This is a genomic window from Pseudomonas sp. TWP3-2 (assembly GCF_049897765.1).
Taxonomy (GTDB): Bacteria; Pseudomonadota; Gammaproteobacteria; order Pseudomonadales; family Pseudomonadaceae; genus Aquipseudomonas.
The window spans coordinates 121,686-146,459 of sequence record NZ_JAFCWW010000005.1 but is presented as its reverse complement, the minus strand read 5'-3'; the positions used below and the strand labels follow the sequence as shown (position 1 = coordinate 146,459).

Here is a 24,774-nt window from a genome sequence, read left to right as displayed (position 1 = left end):
TAGACTCCAACCTTGGCCATTACCAAGGATGCCCACCATGAAAACAATTGCCCTCAGCCTGTTCTGCCTCACCGCCCTCGCCCCACTGGCCCACGCCTCAAGCCCCGACGCCTGGGCCGCCTACGACAAAGCCGTGCTCGCCAGTTGCACCAAGGCCAGCGGTTTGAAAAACGCCAAACCAGTCGGCAACGCTGCGCAATTCGATGACCGCGTCGGCTACACCGCCCTGTTGCTGCAAGGGCAATACCCGCAAAAACACATGAAGGGCCAGCAAGGCAGCGAGCTGTGTCTGTACAACAAAAAAAGCAAAACCGCATACGTCACCGAGTGGGACTCGATCCGGCCCACCGCCAAGCCTTGAACGAGTGGCGCACAACTTGCTTCAACCCGCGTCTGTACGGCGACTTAATGTCGCCGATTCACACATCGGTTGAAGATTGATCGCTCAATGAATACGACGTTTTCCTGCGTAGGCTGCGGCAAATGCTGCACCGATCACCACGTTCCGCTGACCCTGGCCGAAGCGCGCATGTGGGCCAACGACGGCGGCCAGGTGATCGTGCTGGTCGAAGCCTTCCTCAGCAACGGCCTCGGCCTGCCCGCAGCGCAGCGCGAACACGCCGAACGCCGTTCACAGGTCGTACGCAGCGGCGCTTCAGACGCGCACGTTGCGATCACCTTCGCCGCCTACAACGTTGGCCCCTGCCGGAATCTTGACGAAGACAAGCTGTGCCGAATCTACGAACGTCGGCCGCTGGTGTGTCGCATTTATCCTGCGGAAATCAATCCGCACATCCCGCTCAACCCCGCTGCCAAGGATTGCCCGCCGGAGTCCTGGGAACAGGGGCCGGAGTTGATTGTTGGCGGCGAGTTGGTGGATCAGGAGCTTGTGCGATTGATCGAGCGTTCGCGTCAGGCGGATCGCGATGACATTCAGATCAAGGACTTGATCTGCCAGGCGCTGGGGATTCGGACTACGGCGCTCAAGGGCGATGGGTTTACTGCGTATCTGCCGGATATGGCTGCGTTTGCTTCGGTGATTGATCAGGTCACGGCACTGCCAGTTGCTGCTGCGAACAGCGAATGGCAATTCCATGTGTCCGGCGAAGATATTGCCGGACAACTCCTGGCGGCGGGCGCGCAAGTCGTGACCGAACCTGCGCAGATCTACGCCTTCATCTCGCTACGAGCGGGATGATCAATCAGCGCTTGCCCATCGAACGACGGGTGCCCGATGGCGCCACACCCGGAATCTTGGCGTGACGGTCACCGTCCTTGCCCTTGAAAGGCTCCTGCTTAGCGGCTTTGGCTGCCGCTAACTCGCCCGGTTTGAACGGGAACTTGAAAGCCGGGATTACCGGTTTGGTTGCGCTGGTTTCGGTCAGCTCGGCCGGGACATCGCTCACGGCGTCGTCGATTGGGGAAGTCATGAAAGCTCCGGGAAGCAAAAAGTCGGGCCCGGTAGGTGAGCCGCGAAAGCGCGCAGTATACCTGCGCGCGCGAAATTTAGAGTCCCAAAAAGGGAACGACCGGTCCCTTTTTGGGACTGCGCGACTAGTGGAACAATCCATCATTCGCTGAAACATTCCGAGTGACCGGGCGGGCCTTATCGCTAGCAGGCTAGCTCACACAGTTTGGACTTGGGTGCATTCAGTTAGATATTGGTCGGCTGTCAGGCCGCCATCGCTGGCAAGCCAGCTCCCACAGAAAAGCAAGCAGCCCCCCGCCCGCCCTGCTCTTCACCACTCAACACAATGAGCGTTAGCTCGAGTGCAGCTCTTGATCTCAAGCGCCCATCGGCAGGCTGAGTGGAGGGGTTCATTCGGGGTAGGCGCGTAGCGCCGTTCGACGCAGTCGAACACATCGAGAGGAGGTGCAGCGCAGCAAACCGGAGGCGATGCCCCCGGATGAACCCCGGAGCGAAGGAACCCCGAGCCTAAGCGAGCGGGCCGAACGTCAGGGTAAAGCCTTTTGGGTTACCTTTTCGGCGTTTGGAAAAGGTGACCCGCCGTCAGGGCGGAACCATAACCCGCAACAACCGCAGCAACGGATATGCCCCCAGAACCAAAAGCCCAAACTGACAGCCAGGACAGCCAGCCGTCACCCTCCCGACCCCCAAACAAGTTTATAAAGAACCATCCCGCCCAAACTCCGTCCCCTGGCGCCCAACAGCATGCAAATCCAAAAAACCAAAGCCCTGCTCGCCACCCTGTTGATCGCCATCGCAGCCGGGGCCCTATGGCTCACCCTGAAACCCGCCCCAACCAAACTGGCAGCGCCCACAGCAATCCCGGTGCGAGTCATCAGCGTCAGTGAAAAAGACGTCCCCCGCTACACCAGCGGCATCGGCTCGGTCCTGTCCCTGCACAGCGTCGTGGTACGCCCACAAGTCGACGGCATCCTCACCAAAATCCTCGTCAAAGAAGGCCAGCTGGTTAAACAGGGTGACCTGCTAGCCACCATCGACGACCGCTCGATCCGCGCCAGCCTTGACCAGACCCGCGCGCAACTCGGCGAAAGTCAGGCACAACTGCAAGTCGCTCAGGTCAACCTCAAGCGCTACAAACTGCTCAGCGTCGACGACGGCATATCGAAACAGACCTACGACCAGCAACAAGCCCTGGTCAACCAGCTCAAAGCCACCGCCCAAGGCAATCAGGCCTCGATTGACGCCGCCCAAGTACAGCTTTCCTACACGCAGATCCGCTCCCCGGTCAGCGGTCGGGTCGGGATTCGTACCGTCGACGAGGGCAACTTCCTACGCATGACCGACGCGCAAGGCCTGTTCAGCGTGACTCAGATCGATCCGATCGCCGTCGAGTTCTCGCTGCCACAGCAAATGCTGCCAACCCTGCAAGGCCTGATCGGCGATCCACAGCGCGCGCAGGTCAAGGCTTACATCGGTGCCGACACCGATGGCGAAACCGCCAACCTGCTCGGCGAAGGTCATCTGACCCTGATCGACAACCAGATCAACGCCAACACCGGCACCATCCGCGCCAAGGCCGAATTCAACAATCCGAACCAGAAACTCTGGCCCGGCCTGCTGGTGACGGTAAAAATTCAGACAGCGCTGGATAAAGATGCGCTGGTAGTGCCGCCCACCGTCGTACAACGTGGCCTCGATCAACACTTCGTGTACCGGGTCAACGGTGACAAGGTCGAAGCGGTGCAAGTGCAGATGGTTTACCAAGGTAGCGGTCAGGACATCATCAAAGGCGTGAACCCCGGCGACGTATTGGTCAGCGACGGCCAGTCACGGCTCAAGCCCGGTTCGACCGTGCAAGTCATGACCGAGCCGCCGCAAGTGGTGCAAGCGGAGCCGAAACCATGAAGCAGCACAAAGGGATCTCGACCTGGTGCATCGACCACCCGGTGGCGACCATTTTGCTGACCATCGCACTGGTGCTGGTAGGCATCATTGCCTTCCCGCGCTTGCCGATTGCCCCACTGCCGGAAGCGGAATTTCCTACGATCCAGGTTTCGGCACAGTTGCCCGGCGCCAGTCCCGACACCATGGCCTCGTCGGTGGCCACGCCGCTTGAGGTGCAATTCAGCGCCATTCCCGGCATGAGCCAAATGACCTCCAGCAGTGCCTTGGGCTCAACCCTGCTGACGCTGCAGTTCTCTCTCGACAAGAGCATCGACACCGCCGCACAGGAAGTGCAGGCCGCGATCAACACCGCCGCCGGCAAACTGCCGAAAGACATGCCGACCCTGCCCACATGGAAGAAGGTCAACCCGGCCGACAGCCCGGTGCTGATCCTCAGCATCAGCTCAACGTTGATGCCCGGTACCGAACTCAGCGATCTGGTGGAAACCCTGCTCGCCCGTCAGATCAGTCAGATCGACGGCGTAGGCCAAATCAACATCACCGGTCAGCAACGTCCGGCGATCCGCGTGCAGGCCTCGGCGGACAAACTGGCCGCCATCGGCCTGACCCTCGCTGACATTCGCGTGGCAATCCAGCAGACCAGCCTCAACCTCGCCAAAGGTGCGTTGTACGGCGAGTCGAGCATTTCCACGCTGTCGACCAACGACCAGTTGTTCCACCCCGAGGAATACAGCCAACTGATCGTTTCCTACAAGGATGGCGCCCCGGTTCATCTCAGGGATGTCGCGAAAGTCGTCAACGGTTCGGAAGATGCCTACGTGCAAGCGTGGGCCGGCGATCAACCGGGGGTCAATCTGGTGATCTCGCGTCAGCCGGGCGCCAACATCGTCGAGACCGTCGACCGGATTCAAGCCGCCCTGCCCGGCCTGGAAGCCATGCTACCGGCCTCGGTACAGGTCAAAGTGCTGATCGACCGGACCCAGACCATCCGCGCCTCATTACATGAAGTGGAAATCACCCTGCTGATTGCGGTGCTGCTGGTGGTGGCGGTGATGGCGCTGTTCCTGCGTCAGTTGTCGGCGACGATGATTGTGTCGGCGGTGCTCGGTGTGTCGCTGACCGCGAGTTTCGCGTTGATGTACCTGCTGGGTTTCAGCCTCAACAATCTGACGCTGGTGGCCATCGTGGTTGCGGTGGGGTTTGTGGTCGACGATGCGATCGTGGTGGTGGAAAACATCCACCGTCATCTGGAGGCCGGCGACGACATGCGCGAGGCGGCGATCAAGGGGGCCGGCGAGATTGGCTTCACCGTGGTCTCGATCAGTTTCTCGCTGGTGGCGGCGTTTATTCCGCTGCTGTTCATGGGCGGCGTGGTCGGGCGTTTGTTCAAGGAATTCGCCCTGACCGCCACTTCGACGATTCTGATTTCAGTGGTGGTGTCGCTGACCTTGGCGCCTACTCTCGCCGCGCTGTTCATGCGCAAACCGGTGCATCACGCTCGCGCCAAACCAGGTTTCAGTGAACGCCTGCTCGGCTGGTACGAAAGAGGCCTGCGCCGCGCCCTCGCCCATCAGACATTGATGATCGGCGTGTTCGGTTTGTCGGTGGCGCTGGCGATCGGCGGTTATGTGCTTATCCCCAAGGGTTTCTTCCCGGTGCAGGACACGGGTTTTGTACTCGGCACCACCGAAGCCGCTGCGGACATTTCCTACGGCGACATGGTGAAAAAACACTTGGCCATGGCCGAAATCGTCGCCGCTGATCCGGCGGTGCAAGCGTTCTCGCATTCGGTTGGCGTGTCAGGCAGCAACCAGACCATCGCCAACGGCCGTTTCTGGATCGCCCTGAAAAAACGCGGCGACCGCGATGTATCCGCCAGCCAGTTCATCGACCGGATTCGTCCGCAACTGATGAAAGTCCCAGGCATCGTGCTCTATCTGCGCGCGGGTCAGGACATCAACCTCAGCTCCGGCCCAAGCCGTGCGCAATATCAATATGTGCTCAAGAGCAACGACGGCCCGACCCTCGCCACCTGGACCCAGCGCCTGACCGAAAAGCTGCGCAGCAACCCGGCGTTCCGCGACATTTCCAACGACCTGCAACTGGGCGGCAGCATCACCCACATCAGCATCGACCGCAGTGCCGCCGCGCGTTTCGGCCTGACCGCAAGTGATGTCGATGAGGCGCTCTACGATGCGTTCGGCCAGCGGCAGATCAATGAATTCCAGACCCAGGTCAACCAGTACAACGTGATACTGGAGCTGGACACCAAACAGCGCGGCAAGGCCGAAAGCCTGAATTATTTCTACCTGCGCTCGCCGCTCAGCGGGGAAATGGTGCCGCTGTCGGCGCTGGCCAGGTTCGATGCACCGACCATCGGCCCATTGTCCATCGCGCATGACGGCATGTTCCCGGCAGCCAACATGTCGTTCAACCTCGCGCCCGGTGTCGCGTTGGGCGATGCGGTGATTTTGCTCAATCAGGCCAAGGCCGAAATCGGCATGCCGACCGCGATCAGCGGCAATTTCCAGGGCGCAGCGCAGGCGTTTCAGAGTTCGCTGAAAAGTCAGCCGTGGCTGATTCTCGCCGCACTGGTGGCGGTGTACATCATTCTCGGCGTGCTTTATGAAAGCTTCGTCCATCCGCTGACCATCATCTCGACGCTACCGGCAGCGGGACTCGGCGCAGTAATCATGCTGTGGATTTGCGGCCAGGATTTTTCGATCATGGCGTTGATCGGGCTGGTGCTGTTGATCGGCATCGTCAAGAAGAACGGCATCCTGATGATCGACTTCGCCCTCGAAGCTCAGCGCGAGCGCGGCATGTCACCGCAGGATGCCATTTTTGAAGCGTGCCTCACGCGATTCCGACCGATCATCATGACCACCCTCGCCGCCCTCCTCGGCGCTCTGCCGTTGATGTTCGGCTACGGGCCTGGCGCTGAACTGCGCCAGCCGCTGGGCATTGCGGTGGTTGGCGGATTGTTGGTCAGTCAGGCGCTGACGCTGTTCACCACACCGGTCATATACTTGTGGCTTGAGCGACTTTTCCATAGACCCAAAGCCGCGCCCGTACCGGCGCTGGCGACCACAGACTGAGGCGGGGTCATGCGCGTCCTGATTATCGAAGACGAAGAAAAAACCGCGGACTATCTGCATCGTGGTCTGACGGAACAGGGTTACACCGTGGATCTGGCCCGCGACGGTATCGAGGGCCTGCATCTGGCGCTGGAAAGCGATTACGCGGTGATCGTCCTCGACGTGATGCTGCCGGGCCTCGACGGCTTCGGCGTGTTGCGCGCATTGCGGGCGCGCAAGCAAACGCCGGTGATCATGCTCACCGCCCGCGAGCGGGTGGAAGACCGAATCAAAGGCTTGCGCGACGGCGCCGACGATTACCTCGGCAAGCCGTTTTCCTTCCTCGAATTGGTGGCGCGTCTGCAAGCACTCACGCGGCGCAGCGGCGGGCACGAACCGGTGCAAGTGAGCATCGCCGACCTGTGGATAGATTTGATCAGCCGCAAGGCAACCCGCGCCGGTACTCGACTGGACCTGACCGCGAAAGAGTTTTCACTGCTCAGCGTGCTGGCGCGACGCCAAGGCGAAATCCTCTCGAAAACCGCGATTGCCGAAATGGTCTGGGACATCAATTTCGACAGCGACGCCAACGTTGTCGAAGTCGCGATCAAGCGCCTGCGGGCCAAGCTCGACGGGCCGTTCGACGAGAAACTGCTGCACACCATCCGGGGTATGGGTTATGTGCTGGAGAGCCGTGGTGTCCAGTAATTCGATTGCCCTGCGCCTGAGCGGGATGTTCACGCTGGTGGCGCTGCTGGTGTTTATGTTGATCGGCGGCGCGTTGTATCAGCAGGTCGACAAAGGTTTGGGGCTGTTGCCGGAAGCCGAGCTCGATGCGCGTTACAGCGTGCTCGAATCCACGGTCGGGCGCTTCGGCACACCCGAGCATTGGGTGAAGATCAACAACAAACTCAAGCTGCTGGGCGAGGAAGACAAACGCATCCGCTTCTGGATCGTCAGCGGCGATGCGCAGTACGAATATGGTGACCTCACGCCGCAGATCCGCGCCTTCGCCAACGGCCCGCTGGGCCGGCGCGATCTGCAATTGCCCGGTCAGCCCTACCCGCTGAAGGTGCTGGTCAGCCAATTCCCGGCCAAGGATCAGCGCCCGCCGCTGCGCTTCATGATCGGCATCGAAACCGATACTTTTCACCAGACTCAGCACCAGTTGTTGATCGCGTTGATCAGTCTGGCGGTGATCGGTGTGTTGCTGGCGTCGGCGCTGGGCTATTGGGTAGCGCGGATCGGCTTGAAACCGTTGATCAAACTCTCGCAGGAAGCGCAGCGTCTGGCACCGCCATTGCGTGCGGGGCGTTTGCGTTTGTCGCCGCTGCCGCCGGAACTGGAACAGTTTGTCGACTCGTTCAACTCGACGCTGGAACGCGTTGAACAAGCTTATTCGCGGCTGGAATCGTTCAACGCCGACGTTGCCCATGAACTGCGCTCGCCGCTGACCAATCTGATCGGTCAGACTCAAGTTGCGCTTACCCGTGGCCGCTCCGCCGAACACTACTTTGAAGTGCTGCAATCCAATCTCGAAGAACTCGAACGGCTGCGTTCGATCATCAACGACATGCTGTTCCTGGCCAGCGCCGATCAGGGCAGCAAGGCCACCAAACTGACCTCCACCTCGCTGGCCGATGAAGTGGCGACGACCCTCGAATATCTGGATTTCATTCTTGAAGACGCGCAGGTGCAGGTGCAGGTCAGCGGTGATGCGCAGGTGCAAATCGAAATCGCGCATCTGCGCCGCGCGTTGATCAATTTGTTGAGCAACGCGGTGCAACATACCGCGCCGGGACAGGTGATCGAGGTGCAGATCACGGTTGAGGAACATCAGGTGAGTATCGGGGTGGCCAATCCGGGGTTGCCGATTGCCAGTGAGCATCTGCCTCGGTTGTTTGAGCGTTTCTACCGGGTCGATGCATCGCGCAGCAACAGCGGCAATAACCATGGGTTGGGGTTGGCGATCGTCAAGGCGATTGCGCTGATGCATGGTGGGGATGTGTTTGTGCGCAGTGATCGGGGGATGAATACGTTCGGGATTTATTTGCCGGTTTGATCGCGCATGGCTTTCGATCCAATGCCCTCACCCTAGCCCTCTCCCAGAGGTAGAGGGGACTGACCGCGCCGCACTTTCGACATTCATCGACCTGAACTATCGAGTCGAACTCAGGCTTGAAAAGCATGAAGATCGGCTCCCTTTCCCCCTCGCCCCCTTGGGGGAGAGGGCTGGGGTGAGGGGGTGATCTTTGCTTTTGCTGTAACAGTCATTTATGAAAATCACGCTGTTTCCGGGCGCTCCACAACCTTATCTTTGCCCGCACCAAACAGCACTTGCCAAGCAAGAAGGTTTTCCAGATGTCCAACAGTATGGGTATTGCCAGCGCTTTCGTTTTGTCCTCATTGTTCCTCTCGCCAATCGCGATGGCTGAAGAGTCCCACGCCTTCGTCGCGCAGAACTCCGCCCGCGCCCAAGCGTATGACCAGCATCAGGCAGAAATGATGGCCAAGGCCAAAGACGCTACGCAAGCCCCGCAGGCTGCCACTTCCGAGGCTCCATCGGCTTCCGGCGCAGACAGCTGAGTCGCACAGCGCACCGTTTCCCTCGACGCGGTTGTTTGGCTCTTCCCGTTCAACCGTCGTCATTCCAGGCCGCTGATGTTCAGCGGCCTTTTTTCGTTGTGGTCTGAAAGCGTTCAGGTTCGTCTCTTACAATTGGAAACATCCCGCTGTTGAAAATAATGATGTGTAAGTTGACCCAAGGAGCTTTACCGCACGTGCGTTACCCAGTCCGCTTTACCCCGTTGTTCATTGCAATCGCCGCAACGATGGCGCCCTCCGTTCACGCCGAGGAGCCACAGAAAGAAGGCTTCGTCGAAGGTTCGAGCCTCAACCTCAACGCCCGCAACTACTACATGAACCGCAATCGGTTGCAGCAAGCCGACGACAATATCGAGTGGGGCCAGGGCTTCCTCGGGATTTTCCAGTCCGGCTATACCGAAGGCACAGTCGGTTTCGGCATCGATGCTCACGCCATGCTCGGGTTGAAGCTTGATGGCGGTGGCGGCACCGACGGTTCGAGCATCCTGCCGATCAGCGATGGCAACGGCAAAGCGCCGCATTCGTTCTCCACCGCTGGCGGCACCTTGAAAATGCGTGCGTTCGATACTGAATTGAAGGCCGGCGACCTGTTCCTCACCAACCCGGTAATTGCCGGCGGTGACTCGCGCATGCTGCCGCAGACTTTCCGTGGCGTGAGCCTGACCAACCACAGTTTCGACGGCTGGTTGATCGAGGGCGGCCAGGCGAGTTTCAACAAGCCGTATAACCAGAGCGGCCACCAACGCATCGGCACGTCCTACGGCACGTTGGCCGACGGTGACGAGAGCCAGCACCTGAACTGGGCCGGCGTCGCCTGGAGCGGTGTCGAAGGCCTGACCAGCAGCCTGTACGCCTCCGAGCTGAAGGACATCTGGAACCAGTACTACTACGACCTGGATTACACCTGGGCGTTGAACGATCTGGTCAGCCTCAACCCGGGTCTGCATTTCTATCACACGCAAGACACCGGCGATGCGCTGCTGGGCAACATCGACAACAACACCTACAGCCTGCATTTCACCGTCGGCGTGGGCAATCACAGTGTTACTGCGGCGTATCAGCGCGTTAACGGCAACACGCCGTTCGACTACATCAGCCAAGGCGACAGCGTTTACCTCGACAACTCTCAGCAATACTCGGACTTCAACGGCCCCAACGAGCGGTCGTGGAAGCTCAAGTACGCCTATGACTTCGCCGGCGTGGGCGTGCCGGGCCTGACTTCGGGTGTGTCCTATTCGCGCGGTACTGTCGACCTGACCAAAGCCGACCCGGACAGCAAGGGCTACTCCAACTGGTACAGCGCCGAAGGCCGCAACGCCAAGCACTGGGAGCGCGACATCGATCTCAAATACGTGGTGCAAAGCGGCCAGGCCAAAGACCTCGCGGTACGCCTGCAATGGGCCTCCAACCGTGGCGGCAACGGCTACGGCGCGATTGATACCGATACAGATGAGTACCGTGTGGTCATCGACTACCCGATCAACGTCTTCTAAGATCGGCTCTACCGTGAATGGGTCAACTTCACATTGACCTTGTGGCGAGGGAGCTTGCTCCCGCTGGGCTGCGCAGCAGGCCCTGCTCTTGATTAAAGAGCGGGGCCGCTTCGCGCCCCAGCGGGAGCAAGCTCCCTCGCCACAACAACGTTCCACAGACAGGCTGGTCTCATCCAACTACGCTTATACCAATCCTCCATTGATACCCCCGACCATGATCGCCAGCCGCACCCCACCCGTTTCGGGCAAAACCGGACGTCCCGAGCTGCTGTTGATTTCCGGCAGCCTGCTGACGGTGATCGCGATTGTGTGCATTGTCACTTTCCTGCTGATTCGTGAGCATGCCAATGCTCAGGAGTCGGCCACCCGTAGCGCCACCACCGTCGCGCAACTGATCGACGCCGATGTGCTGCGCACCGTCGAGCTCTACGACCTGACCCTGCAAGGCCTGATCGCCGCCGCCCAGCGCGATGATTTGCAAAGCGTGTCGCCGCAGATCCGCCATCTGGCGCTGTTCGACCGTTCGACCACTGCGCGCTTCAAAGGCGACATCCTGCTGCTCGACAAGCATGGTGATGTGTTGGCCGACTCTTCCCGGATCGAGCCGAAGCCGGGTAACTTCGCCGACCGCGAGTACTTTCTCGCGCATGCCTTCAACCGCGATGTCGGCATGTTCATCAGCCGTCCGTTCAAGACCCGTTGCGACTGCGACGAGGCGAACCAGTGGCGGATCAGCTTCAGCCGGCGCATCTCCTCAGACACCGGCGAATTCATGGGCGTGGCCGTGGCGTCGATGAAGCTCGACTACTTCGATCAACTGTTCAACAGCCTCGACATCGGTAGTGACAGCACGCTGAACATTATCAACAACGACGGCGTACTGCTGGCGCAAAAGCCCTATCTGCAAAGCGACTCGATCGGTAAAAGCTTCGCCTCCCGCCCCAACGTCGTGCGCATTTTGCGCGAGGGCAACGGCAGTTTCAGCAGTGTGTCGAGCATCGATCATCAGAAGCGGCTTTACACTTATTCGCGGGTTGGCAATTTGCCGTTGACGGTGATTGTTGCCGTTTCCAGTAACGAGGTGTTCGCGGCCTGGCGGCGCACCGCGATAGTCATCAGCGGCGCTACCGGCGTGCTGTGTATCGGGCTGTTATGGCTGACCTGGTTGCTCGCCCGCGAACTGCGCCTGCGGCAACGTGCCGAACACGAACTCGCGCAACTGGCCGCAACCGATGCGCTGACCGGCGTGGCCAACCGCCGGATGCTCGATCAATCCCTGCGCCATGAATGGTTCCGCGCCCAGCGTTCGGGCAAAGCGTTGTCAGTGATGATGATCGATGCCGATCACTTCAAGGCGTTCAACGATCAGCACGGGCATCAGGCCGGGGATCAGGCGTTGCGCGAATTGGCCAAGGTGATCAGCGCCAACGTGCGGCGCCCGGCGGATCTGGTGGCGCGATATGGCGGGGAAGAGTTCTCGGTGATTCTGGCCGAAACCGACAGTGCCGGGTCGCAACTGATTGCCGAGAAGATTCGAACGGCGGTCGAACAGTTGCCCCGTGTGAATGGCGCCGATAGGCCGATGACCGTGAGTATCGGCATCAGCACCTGGACGGCAGCGAGCGAGATGAGTCTGGAGCAGTTGTTGTTTACGGCGGACAAAGCGCTGTATCAAGCCAAGGAAGGTGGGCGTAATCGGGTTGTCGTGGCGTCTTGAAAGTCAAAAGATCGCAGCCTTCGGCAGCTCCTACAGAGGAACGCATTTTCAATGTAGGAGCTGCCGAAGGCTGCGATCTTTTGACTCTAAGGGATCGAGTAGGAGGCGGATTTACATCCGCCGTCCTCTCACACCACCGTACGTACGGATCCGTATACGGCGGTTCAAGCTATGCGGCTAAGCCGGTTTATCGTATCCAGTACCGAGACCAACCCAAGTTGATCCCATAGCTTCTTCGGCAGCGCCTGATTCATATGAGATGCTCCCGAGCTCCACCATGGGCCTCGGCCATTGAAGGCTGATTTGCAGGCGCGAGCTTCGCTAAGCCCCAGGCGCTTCAAGTTACGTGCCCTCGTTGAGGGCCGCTTCCATTGACGCCAGACGACGCAGCGAAGTTTACGCCGCACCCAGCCGTCAATTTCCTCAAGTGGCCGTTTGCTCTGACTGAGCTTGAAGTAGCCTGCCCACCCGCGCAGCACAGGGTTTATCCGTTCGATGACATTCGCCATCTTGTGGCCCCGCGCCCCGCGCAGCAGGTCTCTTAACCGGTCGTGCAAGCGACCCAGACTCATCGTCGCCACTCTCAGCCTCGGTTGCTGATGCCTGCTCATCCCATAACCCAGATAGTCGCAGACCCAAGGCCGTGCTACGTGGCTCTTTTCCCGGTTCAGCGTCAGTTTCAGGCGCTGATTCAGGAAACGCTCAACACCGGCCATCACCCGCGTGCCAGCTCGCTGACTGCGCACATAGATGTTCGCGTCGTCGGCATAACGCACGAAGCGATGGCCTCGCCGTTCCAGTTCGCGGTCGAGTTCGTTGAGCAGGATGTTCGACAGCAACGGCGAGAGCGGGCCGCCTTGCGGCGTCCCTTCCTGCCGTCGGCTGACGAGTCCGCCCGACATCGTTCCCGCTTCGAGGTAACGACGGATCAGCGCGAGCACACGCTTGTCTTCGATTTGACGCGCCACGCAGGCCATCAGGACATCGTGGTTGACCCGATCAAAGAACTTCTCCAGATCAAGCTCCACGCACCAGCGGTGACCCGCTGCCACGTGGTCGCGAGCGGTTTCGATGGCTTGGTGAGCGCTTCTACCCGGACGAAAGCCGTAGCTGTAGTCCGAGAACAGAGGATCGAAGATTGGCGTGAGCTGTTGCAGCAGTGCCTGTTGGATCAAGCGATCCACGACGCTGGGAATACCCAGTTGCCGTGTTCCGCCTTTGGGTTTGGGGATGTCAACGGCGCGTACACCCTGCGGGTGATACTCGCCGGCCAGCAACCTCACCTTGAGGGTCGGCCAATACTGTTTCACGTAGTCCGCCAAGTCGTCGACCGTCATGCCATCGGCACCCGGTGCGCCCTTGTTGCTGACCACACGTTGATACGCACGCCTAAGGTTGGCCGGTGCAAGCACCCGCTCCATCAGCGTGTCCGGCTCCGCGTTCGTCCACGTCACAGACGCCGCCGATACCTGTGCGCTGTCAGCCGTCATCCTCGGATACTGTCCGGGACTCGGAGTAACAGTCTTCTCTTGGAGAAATTTCTGCATTTCGGTATTCAACGAGACTTTGACGCCTACTGGCGGCATAACTTGTTCGGCCCTTGGTGACGGGGTTATTCGCCACTTACTACGGCCTCGGCTGACTTCTGCACGTTCATCCCGTCGCCTCTCGACGCTCGGTAGCACTGTGGCAAACGTGCAGATCTCCCAGGGTAATTCGCGCGACCTTCCTGCTTATGCCTGTCGGATCTACGTCGCAGCGTCCCGTGCAAGTATTGGGCTTTAGGGAAACACGCCCCTTTACCCCGCTGCGCCGCCTCTATCCGCTTGCTGTTCGTCAGGCCAGCATTTTGCCTCGGGCTTCCTTCAGATTCGCGGTCACCCGCGACACCCTTGCCTCTGGCTAACACTTCCCCTTGCCGGGTGTGTAGAGGACTTTCACCTCCAAGTCACCAGCGAGGCCACCACAGCCAAGCTGGTTGCGCTTGCGCGCAACGCGCCATGCCTGGCGCACATAAAAAAAGGCCACCCGAGGGTGGCCTTCAAAAAACTAGAGAGGTTTTTTACTTACACGGCCGCAACAGGGCGCATGTAAGAGATTGGTGCAGCACTGGCGTCTTCAAACGTCACGACTTCCCAGGCATCTTTCTGCTCAATCAACTTGCGCAGTAGCTGGTTGTTCAGTGCGTGGCCGGACTTGAAGCCCTTGAACTCACCAATAAGGCTATTGCCCAGCAGGTACAGATCGCCAATTGCATCGAGGATCTTGTGCTTCACGAATTCGTCTTCATAGCGAAGGCCGTCTTCGTTCAGTACGCCATCGGCATCAACCACGATCGCGTTTTCAACGCTGCCGCCGAGTGCGAGGTTGTGCTTGCGCAGGTACTCGATATCACTCATGAAACCGAAAGTACGTGCGCGGCTGACTTCTTTTACGAACGAAGTGCTGGAAAAATCCACGCTTGCACTTTGGGTGCGGTCCCGGAAAACCGGGTGATCGAAATCGATCTCGAAGCTCACCTTGAACCCTTCGAAAGGCACGAAAGTGGCGCGCTTGTCGCCATCTTCCACTGTCACTTCACGCAGGATGCGGATGAATTTCTTGGCGGCGTCCTGTTCTTCCAGGCCTGCCGATTGAATCAGGAATACGAAAGGTCCAGCGCTGCCATCCATGATCGGGACTTCGGACGCGGAGAGCTCGACGTAGGCGTTATCGATGCCCAGGCCAGCCATGGCCGAGAGCAAGTGCTCTACCGTGTCCACTTTGACGTCGCCGTTAACCAGCGTGGTCGACATAGTGGTTTCACCGACGTTTTCCGCGCGGGCAGGAATCTGCACCACAGGGTCGAGGTCAGCGCGACAAAACACAATGCCAGTGTCGACAGGCGCAGGCTTGAGGGTCAGGTAGACCTTCTCCCCCGAGTGCAGGCCTACACCTGTGGCACGGATAATATTTTTCAGTGTGCGTTGTTTAATCATGGCTTGGGCCGCTTCAGCGCAAATTGCGAACTGGTATCAACAAAGGCTGGCGATGATAGCAGACCATGCCTTTGCTGAACACCAATCACCTTCATAGCCCTGATACATTCCATCAATCGGCCTGACGACGCAGGAAAGCCGGGATGTCCAGGTAGTCCAGGTCATCTTGCGGATTCATCTTCGCGGCAGTCGCAGCACCGGCCTGAGCCTGGTTGCGCATGACGGTCGGACGGTCCAGATCACGGTAGTTCACCGCAGGCGCTTCCTGACGGGCGGCGGCCGGTTGTTGCACCTGCGATGCAGCCATCGAGGTATGAACGGTGTTGTCGATGACCTTCACAGGCTTCTCGATTTTCGCGCCCAGACCGGTGGCAACCACGGTTACGTGCAGTTCGTCGCGCATGTCCGGATCGATAACGGTACCGACCTTGACCATCGCGTGCTCGGAAGCGAAGGCTTCGATGATGCTACCCACGTCGGAGTACTCACCCAGAGACAGGTCAGGACCGGCGGTGATGTTCACCAGGATGCCGCGTGCGCCTTGCAGGTTCACGTCTTCCAGCAGCGGGTTACGGATTGCTGCTTCGGTAGCTTCACGTGCACGGTTCGGACCGCTGGCGCAGCCAGTGCCCATCATCGCCATGCCCATTTCGCTCATCACGGTACGCACGTCGGCAAAGTCGACGTTGATCATGCCCGGACGTTTGATGATGTCGGAGATACCGCGAACGGCACCGGCCAGTACATCGTCAGCCTTGGCGAAAGCCGACAGCAGGCTGGCGTCTTTACCGAGGATGGTCAGCAGCTTCTCGTTGGGAATAGTGATCAACGAGTCGACGCTTTCCGAGAGCATGCGGATGCCTTCATCGGCGATCTGCATACGCTTGCGGCCTTCGAACGGGAACGGACGAGTCACCACCGCAACGGTGAGAATGCCCATTTCCTTGGCCACTTCGGCGATGATCGGTGCAGCACCGGTACCGGTACCGCCGCCCATGCCAGTGGTGATGAACACCATGTTGGTGCCCTGCAGGACTTCGGCAATGCGCTCACGGTCTTCGAGAGCGGCCTGACGACCTACTTCAGGGTTGGCGCCGGCGCCCAGACCTTTGGTCACGCCGGTGCCCAGTTGCAGAATGGTACGCGCGCCGATGTTTTTCAGCGCTTGAGCATCAGTGTTGGCGCAGATGAATTCAACGCCTTCGATGTTGCTCTTGACCATGTGGTTGACAGCGTTGCCGCCGCCACCGCCGACACCGATAACTTTGATTACCGGGCTTGCGGGGATGTTGTCTACGAGTTCGAACATTTTCCCTCTCCTTACATTCTCTAGTTTTTTTCGCCTACTGCGTTTGTTGCGGTGTAGCGGTGTCGCGGTAAATCTTTAGAAATTGCCTTGTACCCAGCTCTTGATGCGATCGAGCAGAGCGGCTTTCGGTTCTTCATTGCTGTTGCCGTAGTCGCGGCTGCCGATGCCCGAGAACGAAATCCCGTCGGACTGCTTTTGCAGGCCGTACATCAACAGGCCAACGCCGGTCGAATAGATCGGGTTACGCACCACGTCATCCAGACCTTTCACGCCGTGCGGCACACCGAGGCGTACCGGCATGTGGAAAATTTCTTCAGCCAGTTCAACGGCGCCTTCCATCTTCGACGTACCACCGGTCAGGACGATGCCGGCCGGGATCAGGTCTTCGTAGCCGCTGCGACGCAGTTCAGCCTGAATCAGTGTGAACAGTTCGTCGTAGCGCGGCTCGACCACTTCGGCCAAGGCCTGACGCGACAGTTCGCGCGGTGGACGGTCGCCAACGCTTGGCACTTTGATGGTTTCACCGGCACCGGCCAGTTTGGCCAGAGCGCAGGCGTAGCGAATCTTGATTTCTTCGGCGTACTGGGTCGGCGTACGCAACGCCATGGCGATGTCGTTGGTCACCTGATCACCGGCAATCGGGATCACCGCCGTGTGGCGAATTGCGCCTTCGGTGAAGATCGCGATGTCGGTGGTGCCGCCGCCGATGTCGACCAGGCACACGCCCAGTTCTTTCTCGTCGTCGGTCAGTACCGAATACGCGGAAGCAAGCTGCTCAAGAATGATGTCGTCGATTTCCAGACCGCAGCGACGCACGCATTTTTCAATGTTCTGTGCGGCGTTGACGGCGCAGGTGACCACGTGAACCTTGGCTTCCAGGCGTACGCCGGACATGCCCAGTGGCTCGCGAACGCCTTCCTGGTTATCGATCACGTAATCCTGCGGCAGGGTGTGCAAGACACGCTGGTCAGCCGGAATCGCCACGGCTTGAGCGGCGTCGAGTACGCGCTCAAGGTCAGCCGAGCTGACTTCACGATCACGAATCGCCACGATGCCGTGGGAGTTCAGGCTGCGGATGTGATTGCCGGCCACGCCGACGAACGCCGAGTGAATCCGGCAACCGGCCATCAGCTGCGCTTCTTCGATAGCGCGCTGAATCGATTGCACGGTGGACTCGATGTTCACCACCACGCCTTTCTTCAGGCCGCGGGACGGATGCGTACCGATCCCGACGATTTCCAGCGTGCCGTCGTCCGCGACCTCGCCGACCAGCGCCACCACTTTGGAGGTGCCGATATCGAGACCGACGATCATTTTGCCGCTTTGCACGTTTGCCATGGGTCCTGCCTCTTCTTAATTCTTTGCGACAGCGGGTTGGGCTGTCGTCGGCGCTACTGGTTCCCGCCAGCCAACGGCGAGGCCGTTGGCGTAGCGCAGATCGATGCGCGCAATGTTCGTAATCTGTTCTTTGAGCGTCTTGTCATAGATGGCAATGAAGCGGCGCATCTTCTCGACCAAAGCGCCGCGTCCCAGCAGCAGCTCGATGCCCGGACCGGCACTGCCGGCGCCGGTGGTCAGGAACCAGCTGCCACGTTCACGCAGCTCGAGGCGCGCAATCGAGAAGCCCAATGGCCGGAGCATCTGGCTCAGCACCTGGTATTGCTGCATCACTTGCTGCTGGGCACGCTGCGGGCCGAACAGTTGTGGCAGGTGTTCGTAGTTCGCCAGTTCCTTGGGCGTAAACGCCTGGCCCTGGTTGTTCAGCAAAGACTCGTCGCCCCAACGGGCCACCGGCAGTTGCTCTTCGAGGCGGATCACCACCTGGTCCGGCCACACGCGACGGACTTCGGCGTGGGCAATCCATGGCATCTGCTCAAGCTCGGCGCGCATGCTCGCCAGGTCGATGGTGAAGAAGCTCGACGTCACGAACGGGGCGATTCGCTGTTGCACCGCTTGCTGGCTGATGTAGCTCAGGTCGCCCTGCACCGCGATCTTGGTGATCGGCCGGTCGGCGTACGGCAACAGCCGCTGTGCGCCTTCGTAGGTGCCGAAACCCAAAGCCACCAGCAGCACCGGCCAGAACAGCCCTTTCAGAAAGCTGAAATTGGTTTTCGGCAGGCGCGCGGACATCGGCTCTTTGGCCACCATTCGGCTGGCACCCCGCGGCACCGGCTTGCGGCCGGGAGCGGGTGGCTGATGTCTGAGCTGTGCGCCTTGCATGGTCTTAACCTCGCGCCTCTTGCTGGCCAACACTGGCGGCCAGAATCGCTACAACCAGTTGCTGGAAATCCAGACCGGCAGCTCGCGCCGCCATCGGCACCAGGCTGTGATCGGTCATGCCCGGTGCGGTATTCACTTCGAGGAACCAGAACTGCCCGTCGGCGTCCTGCATCACGTCGGCGCGGCCCCAACCGGCGATACCCAACGCCTCACAGGCTTTCGCCGTGAGGTCCATGAGTTCTTGTTCCTTGGCAGCATCGAGCCCGCACGGGATCCGATACTGGGTATCGTTGGCCACGTACTTGGCGTCGTAGTCGTAAAACGTGTGGGGCGTACCCAGGGCGATTGGAGGCAACACCTGGTCACGCAGGGTGGCGATGGTGAACTCCGGACCTTGAATCCATTGCTCGACCAACACTTGCGAATCGTAGGTACTGGCCGCTTTCCATGCGTCGATCAACTCGGACGCAGAATTCACTTTGGCCATACCGATACTTGAACCTTCATGCGCCGGTTTGACGATCAAAGGGAAGCCCAGTTCCGTCGCTGCCGAAATACAATCGGCTTCGCTGCACAGCACGGCGTGACGCGGCGTCGGAATCCCGAGGCTGTGCCAGACCTGCTTGGTGCGCAGTTTGTCCATGGCCAGTGCGGAAGCCAGAATGCCGCTGCCGGTGTAAGGAATGCCGGCGCATTCGAGCAGGCCCTGGATGCTGCCGTCTTCACCGCCACGACCGTGGAGAATGATGAACGCACGGTCGATCTTTTCGGCCAGCAAACGCTGCAGCAAGTCATCACCGACGTCGATGCCGAATGCGTTCACGCCAGCGCTTTGCAATGCGCTGAGCACGGCATTGCCAGACTTCAGCGAAACTTCGCGCTCGGCACTCTTGCCACCGAACAGCACGGCAACACGACCGAAGTCTTTCGGCGCGATGGTGGAAACCAGATTGGCGTAGGCAGCAGTCATTTCAACTTCCCCTCGACCGATGCAACCACGGCACCGGCGAACAACTCACTTTTCAACAGTTTCGGTGCGAGACCGCCGATATCCCCGGCGCCCTGGCACAACAGAATGTCGCCGGCACGCAGCAGCGGCTTGACCAGCGGCGCCAGATCGACGCCACGCTCGATGTAGATCGGGTCGAGCGCACCGCGTTGACGGATGCTGTTGCACAGCTTGCGGCTGTCGGCACCGGGTATCGGCTCTTCACCGGCCGGATAGACTTCCATCAGCAGCAGCACGTTGGCGTCGGCCAGTACATTGACGAAATCGTCGTACAGGTCGCGGGTGCGGCTGTAACGGTGCGGCTGGTAGACCATCACCAGACGGCGCTCCGGCCAGCCACCGCGCACGGCTTTGATCACGGCTGCGACTTCGGTCGGGTGGTGACCGTAGTCATCGACCAGCATCACGCTGCCGCCGTCCACCGGCAGTTCGCCGTAGACCTGGAAGCGTCGGCCAACACCCTGGAAACCGGACAGACCTTGCACGATGGCTTCGTCGCTGACGCCCTCATCGGTGGCGATGCAGATGGTCGCCAGCGAGTTGAGTACGTTGTGGTTGCCCGGCATGTTCACCGAAACATCCAGCGGCTCGCGGTCAGGACGCAGCACAGTGAAGAAGGTCTGCATGCCCTGCTGGCGCACATTGATTGCGCGTACGTCGGCGTCTTCGCTGAAACCGTAAGTCACGGTCGGACGCTTCACCAGCGGGAGGATTTCACGCACCACCGGATCGTCCAGGCATACCACCGCCAGACCGTAGAACGGCAAGTTGTGCAGGAACTCGACGAAGGTTTTCTTCAATTTGTTGAAGTCGCCGTCGTAGGTCGCCATGTGGTCGGCGTCGATGTTGGTGACCACGGCCACCAGCGGTTGCAGATGCAGGAAACTCGCATCGCTTTCGTCGGCTTCGGCGATCAGGTAACGGCTGGTGCCGAGCTGGGCATTGGTGCCCGCTGCATTCAGGCGACCACCGATCACGAACGTCGGATCCAGACCACCGGCAGCGAACACCGAAGCGATCAGGCTGGTGGTGGTGGTTTTGCCATGCGTACCGGCGACGGCGATGCCGTGGCGGTAGCGCATCAGTTCAGCCAGCATTTCGGCACGCGGCACCACCGGGATACGGCGTTCCAGCGCGTTCGCCACTTCCGGGTTGGACGTGTTGACGGCGCTCGACACTACCAGCACATCGGCAGTCGCAGCGTTCTCGGCGCGGTGGCCGATGAAGATCTGTGCGCCGAAAGATTCCAGACGCTCGGTGACTGGCGACGCCTTCAGGTCCGAACCAGAGACCTGGTAGCCAAGGTTCAACAACACTTCGGCGATGCCGCACATGCCCACACCGCCGATGCCGACGAAGTGGATGCGACGGATGCGGCGCATTTCCGGTTGCGGCATGGCTTTCTGATTCTCAACCACGGGCCACCTCCAGACAGGTATCGACCACACTGCGGGTGGCTTCGGGTTTCGCCAGACGGCGGGCCGCTTGGGCCATTTCTTCAAGTCGTTGCGGTTGCATCAAGACCTCTGTCAGGCGCGCGGCAAGATCCGCTGCACCAGTCGTTCTTTGCGGCATCAGGAAGGCTGCGCCTTCACGGGCCAAATAATCGGCGTTGCGGGTCTGGTGATCGTCGATCGCGTGGGGCAAAGGCACCAGCATCGAGGGCAGACCGGCGGCGGCCAGTTCACTGATGGTCAATGCGCCTGCACGGCACACCACCAGGTCAGCCCAGCCATACGCCTGGGCCATGTCTTTGATGAACGGCTGCACCTGCGCTTCAACGCCGGCGGCGCGGTAGCGCTCTGCAGTCACTTCATCGTGGTTTCTGCCAGCCTGATGGAAAACTTCCGGACGCAAATCGGCAGCGACTTGCGCCAGCGCTTCAGGCAGCAATTTGTTCAACGGCTCTGCGCCCAGGCTTCCGCCGAGGATCAGCAAACGCGCTTTGCGTCCGGCCAGGGCCGGACGCGGGGTGTCGAGGAACAGCTCGCTGCGCACCGGATTCCCGGTGGTACGGCGGCTGTCCGACAGGGTAAAGGTGTCGGGGAACGCTTCACACACTCGGGCGGCGAACGGCACCAGCAACCGATTGGCGGTGCCGGCCACAGCGTTCTGCTCGTGGACGATCACCGGCACGCCGGCCAGTTTCGCGGCGAGGCCACCGGGGCCGGTCACATAACCGCCGAAGCCGACCACACACACCGGACGCAGACGGCGAATGATCGCCCGCGCCTGCCACACTGATTTCAGCAGCATCAACGGCGCCTTGAGCAGCGACAGCTTGCCCTTGCCGCGCAGACCGCTGGCGTTGATCCGGTGCAATTCAAGCCCTGCAGCCGGCACCAGATCGTTTTCGATGCCGCGCGGCGTGCCGAGCCAGTGCACGGTGTAACCGCGCGCCTGAAACTCGCGGGCACAGGCCAGCGCCGGGAACACGTGGCCGCCGGTTCCGCCGGCCATGATCAATACGTTAGCGCCCATGATTCGGCTCCTCTGCGAAGTCGCTCTCATGGAATTCCATTTCTTCACTGCCCAGGTGCGTTCGACTCTCCCACTCGATGCGCAGCAACAAGCCGAGGCAGGCACAGCAAATCACCAACGAGCTGCCGCCGTAACTGAGGAACGGCAGGGTCAGGCCCTTGGTCGGCAGCAGGCCGACGTTCACACCGATATTGATCAGGAACTGGCCGATCCACAGGAACGACAGGCCGTAGGCAACATAAGCGGCGAAGAATTGCTTGGCCTTCTCGGCCCACAAGCCGATGTACATGCCGCGAATACACACGAACACGAACAGCGCGACGGTGCACAGCGAACCAACGGCGCCGAGTTCTTCGGCAAGTACCGAGAACACGAAGTCAGTGTGCGCTTCCGGCAGATAAAACTGTTTTTGCACACTGTTGCCCAGACCTACGCCCAGCCATTCGCCGCGACCGAATGCGATCAGGGCTTGCGACAACTGATAGCCGGCGCCGAACTGGTCAGCCCACGGGTCGGCGAAGTTGGTCAGACGCGCCATCCGGTACGGCTGCATCTGAATCAGCAACACCACCGCGCCAACGGCCAGCACCACCATCAGCGAGAAGCGGAACAGCCCGACCCCGCCAAGGAACAGCATCGCCGCCGCAGCACCCATCATCACGACGGTGGCACCGAAGTCCGGCTCCATCAGCAACAGGCCGGCCATCGGCAGCAGCACGATGAATGGCTTGAAGAAGCCCATCCAACTCTCGCGCACTTCTTTCTGACGACGTACCAGATAACCGGCGAGGTAGATCACCACGAACACCTTGGCAATCTCGGACGGTTGCACGTTGAAGAAGCTGAAACCGATCCAGCGCATCGAACCGTTAACTTCACGGCCGATCCCCGGGATGATCACCATGATCAGCAGACCGAACGCGCCGAGCAGCATCAACCAGCCGAGGCGCTGCCAGGTCGCGATCGGAATCATCATGGTGACGATGCACGCGCCCAGGCCCAGCACCACATAAATAAGGTGGCGAATCATGTAATACAGCGGACTGCCCGACTGCGCGGCGGCCACTTCAGTGGATGCCGAGGCGATCATGATCAAGCCGAGGCCGAGCAGTGCCAGGCAACCGGCAAGCATCGGAAAATCGAGGTCGATGCCGCGTCCGGTAATCAGCGGCGACGGGTACGGCTTGATGATGTTTCTCAGGTTCATGCCAATTCCTCCACGGCGCGGACGAACTGGTGACCACGGTCTTCATAATTCTTGAACATGTCGAAACTGGCGCAGGCCGGCGACAGCAGCACTACATCACCCGGTTGGGCAGCAGCGCGGCATTGCTCGACAGCTTCGACCAGCGAGCCGACACGAATCAGTTGCACGCCATCACCGATGGCCGCGCCGATCTTGTCGGAGTCGCGGCCCATCAGGATCACGGCGCGGCAGTTGGCCGTCACCGGATCGCGCAGATCGTTGAATTCGGCACCCTTGCCGTCGCCACCGGCGATCAGCACGACTTTGCCGTCGATGTCCGCGCCGAGGCCTTCGATGGCGGCCAGTGCGGCGCCGACGTTGGTGGCTTTGGAATCGTTGTAATAGCCGACGCCGTCCAGATCACGCACCCATTGGCAACGGTGCTCGAGCCCGGCGAAGCTGCGCAGCGCGCTGAGCATCGCATCGAACGGCAAACCGACCGCGTGACCGAGCGCCAGCGCCGCGAGGGCATTGGACTGGTTGTGTGCGCCGCGAACTTTCAACTCGCGCACCGGCATCAGGTTCTGGAATTCGAAGGCCAGATACTTCTCGCCGTCTTCTTCGCGAATGCCAAACGCCTTGAAATCAGGTTTGCTCAGGCCGAAGGTCCAGCACGGTTGGCCCTCGCCAATCAGTGGACGGCTGAGTGCATCCTGACGGTTGACGACAAACTGCTTCGCCCCACGGAAGATCCGGTGCTTGGCCAGGTGATACGCCGGCAGACCGCTGTAGCGATCCATGTGGTCTTCACTGATGTTGAGCACAGTCGCCACTTCGGCGTTGAGCTGGTCGGTGGTTTCCAGTTGGAAACTCGACAGTTCCATCACATACAACTCAACGTCGTCGCTGAGCAGATCCAGCGCCGGCGTTCCGAGGTTGCCACCGACTGCCACGCGTTTGCCGGCCGCAGCCGCCATCTCGCCGACCAGTGTGGTCACGGTGCTTTTCGCATTGGAACCGGTGATCGCGACAATCGGCGCCTTCGCGTGACGCGCGAACAGCTCGATGTCGCCGGACATTTTCACGCCACGCGCCGCAGCGGCTTGCAGGGCCGGAGTCGCCAGCGCCAGACCGGGGCTCACGTAGAGCTCGTCGGCCCGGCACAGAAATTCGACGTCCAGCTCGCCACAACGCACTTCCACGTGCGGATAGTCACGCTTGAGCGTGGCCAGTTCCGGTGGATTGTCCCGCGTGTCTGCCACGGCAAACGACGTGCCCCGGTTCGCCAGGAAGCGAACCAGGGACATGCCGCTCTTGCCGAGGCCGACAACGATGCGGAAGTGGTCAGAAGCGATCAGAGACACTC

Annotated in this window: 20 protein-coding genes; 9 read left to right on the top strand and 11 right to left on the bottom strand. The window is 60.3% G+C overall.

The features are described 5' to 3' along the window. Positions 1–37: 37 nt before the first annotated feature. Both ACP7EE_RS10140 and ACP7EE_RS10135 read left to right on the top strand, forming a co-directional pair. Entirely contained in the window at positions 38–361 is a 324-nt protein-coding gene (locus tag ACP7EE_RS10140; RefSeq protein WP_426234399.1) for a hypothetical protein, read from the top strand. Positions 362–448: 87 nt separating this feature from the next. After that, positions 449–1,198, top strand: a complete 750-nt coding sequence (locus tag ACP7EE_RS10135; protein WP_426205787.1) for a YkgJ family cysteine cluster protein — start codon at positions 449–451, stop codon at positions 1,196–1,198. 4 nt (positions 1,199–1,202) lie between these two features. Here the strand turns inward: ACP7EE_RS10135 and ACP7EE_RS10130 are convergent, their stop codons facing one another. Beyond that, positions 1,203–1,430, bottom strand: coding sequence for a hypothetical protein (locus ACP7EE_RS10130; RefSeq protein ID WP_426205786.1), 228 nt, complete (start codon positions 1,428–1,430; stop codon positions 1,203–1,205). 743 nt (positions 1,431–2,173) lie between these two features. Here ACP7EE_RS10130 and ACP7EE_RS10125 point away from each other — a divergent pair. The 7 genes from ACP7EE_RS10125 to ACP7EE_RS10095 all read left to right on the top strand — a co-directional run bounded on the left by ACP7EE_RS10125 (position 2,174) and on the right by ACP7EE_RS10095 (position 12,225). After that, positions 2,174–3,334, top strand: a complete 1,161-nt coding sequence (locus ACP7EE_RS10125) for an efflux RND transporter periplasmic adaptor subunit (protein ID WP_426234398.1) — start codon at positions 2,174–2,176, stop codon at positions 3,332–3,334. Next, complete coding sequence (locus ACP7EE_RS10120; protein WP_426234397.1) at positions 3,331–6,432, top strand: multidrug efflux RND transporter permease subunit; 3,102 nt, start codon at positions 3,331–3,333, stop codon at positions 6,430–6,432. The genes ACP7EE_RS10125 and ACP7EE_RS10120 overlap by 4 nt, the downstream gene beginning before the upstream one ends. A gap of 9 nt (positions 6,433–6,441) precedes the next feature. Further along, positions 6,442–7,119: a heavy metal response regulator transcription factor gene (locus ACP7EE_RS10115; protein WP_090180292.1), complete on the top strand. Its 678-nt coding sequence runs from the start codon at positions 6,442–6,444 to the stop codon at positions 7,117–7,119. Then, a complete protein-coding gene (locus ACP7EE_RS10110) occupies positions 7,109–8,473 on the top strand; it encodes a heavy metal sensor histidine kinase (protein WP_426234396.1) in 1,365 nt (454 codons plus the stop codon). Before ACP7EE_RS10115 ends, ACP7EE_RS10110 begins: the two co-directional genes overlap by 11 nt. A 299-nt stretch (positions 8,474–8,772) precedes the next feature. Further along, positions 8,773–8,997, top strand: coding sequence for a hypothetical protein (locus ACP7EE_RS10105; protein WP_426234395.1), 225 nt, complete (start codon positions 8,773–8,775; stop codon positions 8,995–8,997). Positions 8,998–9,191: 194 nt separating this feature from the next. Continuing rightward, the gene (locus ACP7EE_RS10100) at positions 9,192–10,508 is read left to right on the top strand and encodes an OprD family porin (RefSeq protein ID WP_426234394.1); all 1,317 of its coding nucleotides are present in this window, start codon (positions 9,192–9,194) and stop codon (positions 10,506–10,508) included. Positions 10,509–10,722: 214 nt separating this feature from the next. Beyond that, entirely contained in the window at positions 10,723–12,225 is a 1,503-nt protein-coding gene (locus tag ACP7EE_RS10095) for a sensor domain-containing diguanylate cyclase (protein ID WP_426234393.1), read from the top strand. A gap of 164 nt (positions 12,226–12,389) precedes the next feature. On the opposite strand, the gene ltrA is transcribed toward ACP7EE_RS10095, so the two are convergent. From ltrA to murD, 10 genes are all read right to left on the bottom strand, one after another. Next, a complete protein-coding gene (gene ltrA / locus ACP7EE_RS10090) occupies positions 12,390–13,811 on the bottom strand; it encodes a group II intron reverse transcriptase/maturase (protein WP_426206972.1) in 1,422 nt (473 codons plus the stop codon). Positions 13,812–14,291: 480 nt separating this feature from the next. Beyond that, positions 14,292–15,203: a UDP-3-O-acyl-N-acetylglucosamine deacetylase gene (gene lpxC / locus ACP7EE_RS10085; protein ID WP_019693551.1), complete on the bottom strand. Its 912-nt coding sequence runs from the start codon at positions 15,201–15,203 to the stop codon at positions 14,292–14,294. A gap of 112 nt (positions 15,204–15,315) precedes the next feature. Further along, positions 15,316–16,512, bottom strand: coding sequence for a cell division protein FtsZ (gene ftsZ / locus ACP7EE_RS10080; protein ID WP_201146599.1), 1,197 nt, complete (start codon positions 16,510–16,512; stop codon positions 15,316–15,318). Positions 16,513–16,587: 75 nt separating this feature from the next. Continuing rightward, entirely contained in the window at positions 16,588–17,850 is a 1,263-nt protein-coding gene (gene ftsA / locus ACP7EE_RS10075) for a cell division protein FtsA (protein ID WP_420650856.1), read from the bottom strand. A gap of 15 nt (positions 17,851–17,865) precedes the next feature. Then, on the bottom strand, positions 17,866–18,732 hold the full coding sequence (locus tag ACP7EE_RS10070; RefSeq protein ID WP_420650855.1) for a cell division protein FtsQ/DivIB: 867 nt from the start codon (positions 18,730–18,732) through the stop codon (positions 17,866–17,868). Between the two features lie 4 nt (positions 18,733–18,736). Further along, the gene (locus ACP7EE_RS10065; RefSeq protein ID WP_426234392.1) at positions 18,737–19,702 is read right to left on the bottom strand and encodes a D-alanine--D-alanine ligase; all 966 of its coding nucleotides are present in this window, start codon (positions 19,700–19,702) and stop codon (positions 18,737–18,739) included. Next, positions 19,699–21,138 (bottom strand): UDP-N-acetylmuramate--L-alanine ligase, encoded by a 1,440-nt coding sequence (gene murC, locus ACP7EE_RS10060; protein ID WP_426205815.1) that lies wholly within the window; start codon positions 21,136–21,138, stop codon positions 19,699–19,701. The genes ACP7EE_RS10065 and murC overlap by 4 nt, the downstream gene beginning before the upstream one ends. Positions 21,139–21,151: 13 nt before the next feature. Continuing rightward, positions 21,152–22,222 carry an undecaprenyldiphospho-muramoylpentapeptide beta-N-acetylglucosaminyltransferase gene (gene murG, locus ACP7EE_RS10055; protein WP_426205777.1) on the bottom strand — a complete coding sequence of 357 codons (1,071 nt, stop codon included), beginning with the start codon at positions 22,220–22,222 and terminating at the stop codon, positions 21,152–21,154. Continuing rightward, entirely contained in the window at positions 22,212–23,429 is a 1,218-nt protein-coding gene (gene ftsW, locus ACP7EE_RS10050; RefSeq protein WP_426205776.1) for a putative lipid II flippase FtsW, read from the bottom strand. The genes murG and ftsW overlap by 11 nt, the downstream gene beginning before the upstream one ends. Further along, positions 23,426–24,772: a UDP-N-acetylmuramoyl-L-alanine--D-glutamate ligase gene (gene murD / locus ACP7EE_RS10045; RefSeq protein WP_426234391.1), complete on the bottom strand. Its 1,347-nt coding sequence runs from the start codon at positions 24,770–24,772 to the stop codon at positions 23,426–23,428. Before murD ends, ftsW begins: the two co-directional genes overlap by 4 nt. Positions 24,773–24,774 lie beyond the last annotated feature (2 nt).

Excerpts from the sequence above, each read along its gene's own strand:
- ACP7EE_RS10140 (WP_426234399.1), top strand. The coding sequence starts at position 38 with ATGAAAACAATTGCCCTCAGCCTGTTCTGCCTCACCGCCCTCGCCCCA.
- ACP7EE_RS10135 (WP_426205787.1), top strand. The coding sequence starts at position 449 with ATGAATACGACGTTTTCCTGCGTAGGCTGCGGCAAATGCTGCACCGAT.
- ACP7EE_RS10130 (WP_426205786.1), bottom strand. The coding sequence starts at position 1,430 with ATGACTTCCCCAATCGACGACGCCGTGAGCGATGTCCCGGCCGAGCTG.
- ACP7EE_RS10125 (WP_426234398.1), top strand. The coding sequence starts at position 2,174 with ATGCAAATCCAAAAAACCAAAGCCCTGCTCGCCACCCTGTTGATCGCC.
- ACP7EE_RS10120 (WP_426234397.1), top strand. The coding sequence starts at position 3,331 with ATGAAGCAGCACAAAGGGATCTCGACCTGGTGCATCGACCACCCGGTG.
- ACP7EE_RS10115 (WP_090180292.1), top strand. The coding sequence starts at position 6,442 with ATGCGCGTCCTGATTATCGAAGACGAAGAAAAAACCGCGGACTATCTG.
- ACP7EE_RS10105 (WP_426234395.1), top strand. The coding sequence starts at position 8,773 with ATGTCCAACAGTATGGGTATTGCCAGCGCTTTCGTTTTGTCCTCATTG.
- ACP7EE_RS10095 (WP_426234393.1), top strand. The coding sequence starts at position 10,723 with ATGATCGCCAGCCGCACCCCACCCGTTTCGGGCAAAACCGGACGTCCC.
- ltrA (WP_426206972.1), bottom strand. The coding sequence starts at position 13,811 with ATGCCGCCAGTAGGCGTCAAAGTCTCGTTGAATACCGAAATGCAGAAA.
- lpxC (WP_019693551.1), bottom strand. The coding sequence starts at position 15,203 with ATGATTAAACAACGCACACTGAAAAATATTATCCGTGCCACAGGTGTA.
- ftsZ (WP_201146599.1), bottom strand. The coding sequence starts at position 16,512 with ATGTTCGAACTCGTAGACAACATCCCCGCAAGCCCGGTAATCAAAGTT.
- ftsA (WP_420650856.1), bottom strand. The coding sequence starts at position 17,850 with ATGGCAAACGTGCAAAGCGGCAAAATGATCGTCGGTCTCGATATCGGC.
- ACP7EE_RS10070 (WP_420650855.1), bottom strand. The coding sequence starts at position 18,732 with ATGCAAGGCGCACAGCTCAGACATCAGCCACCCGCTCCCGGCCGCAAG.
- ACP7EE_RS10065 (WP_426234392.1), bottom strand. The coding sequence starts at position 19,702 with ATGACTGCTGCCTACGCCAATCTGGTTTCCACCATCGCGCCGAAAGAC.
- murC (WP_426205815.1), bottom strand. The coding sequence starts at position 21,138 with ATGCCGCAACCGGAAATGCGCCGCATCCGTCGCATCCACTTCGTCGGC.
- murG (WP_426205777.1), bottom strand. The coding sequence starts at position 22,222 with ATGGGCGCTAACGTATTGATCATGGCCGGCGGAACCGGCGGCCACGTG.
- ftsW (WP_426205776.1), bottom strand. The coding sequence starts at position 23,429 with ATGAACCTGAGAAACATCATCAAGCCGTACCCGTCGCCGCTGATTACC.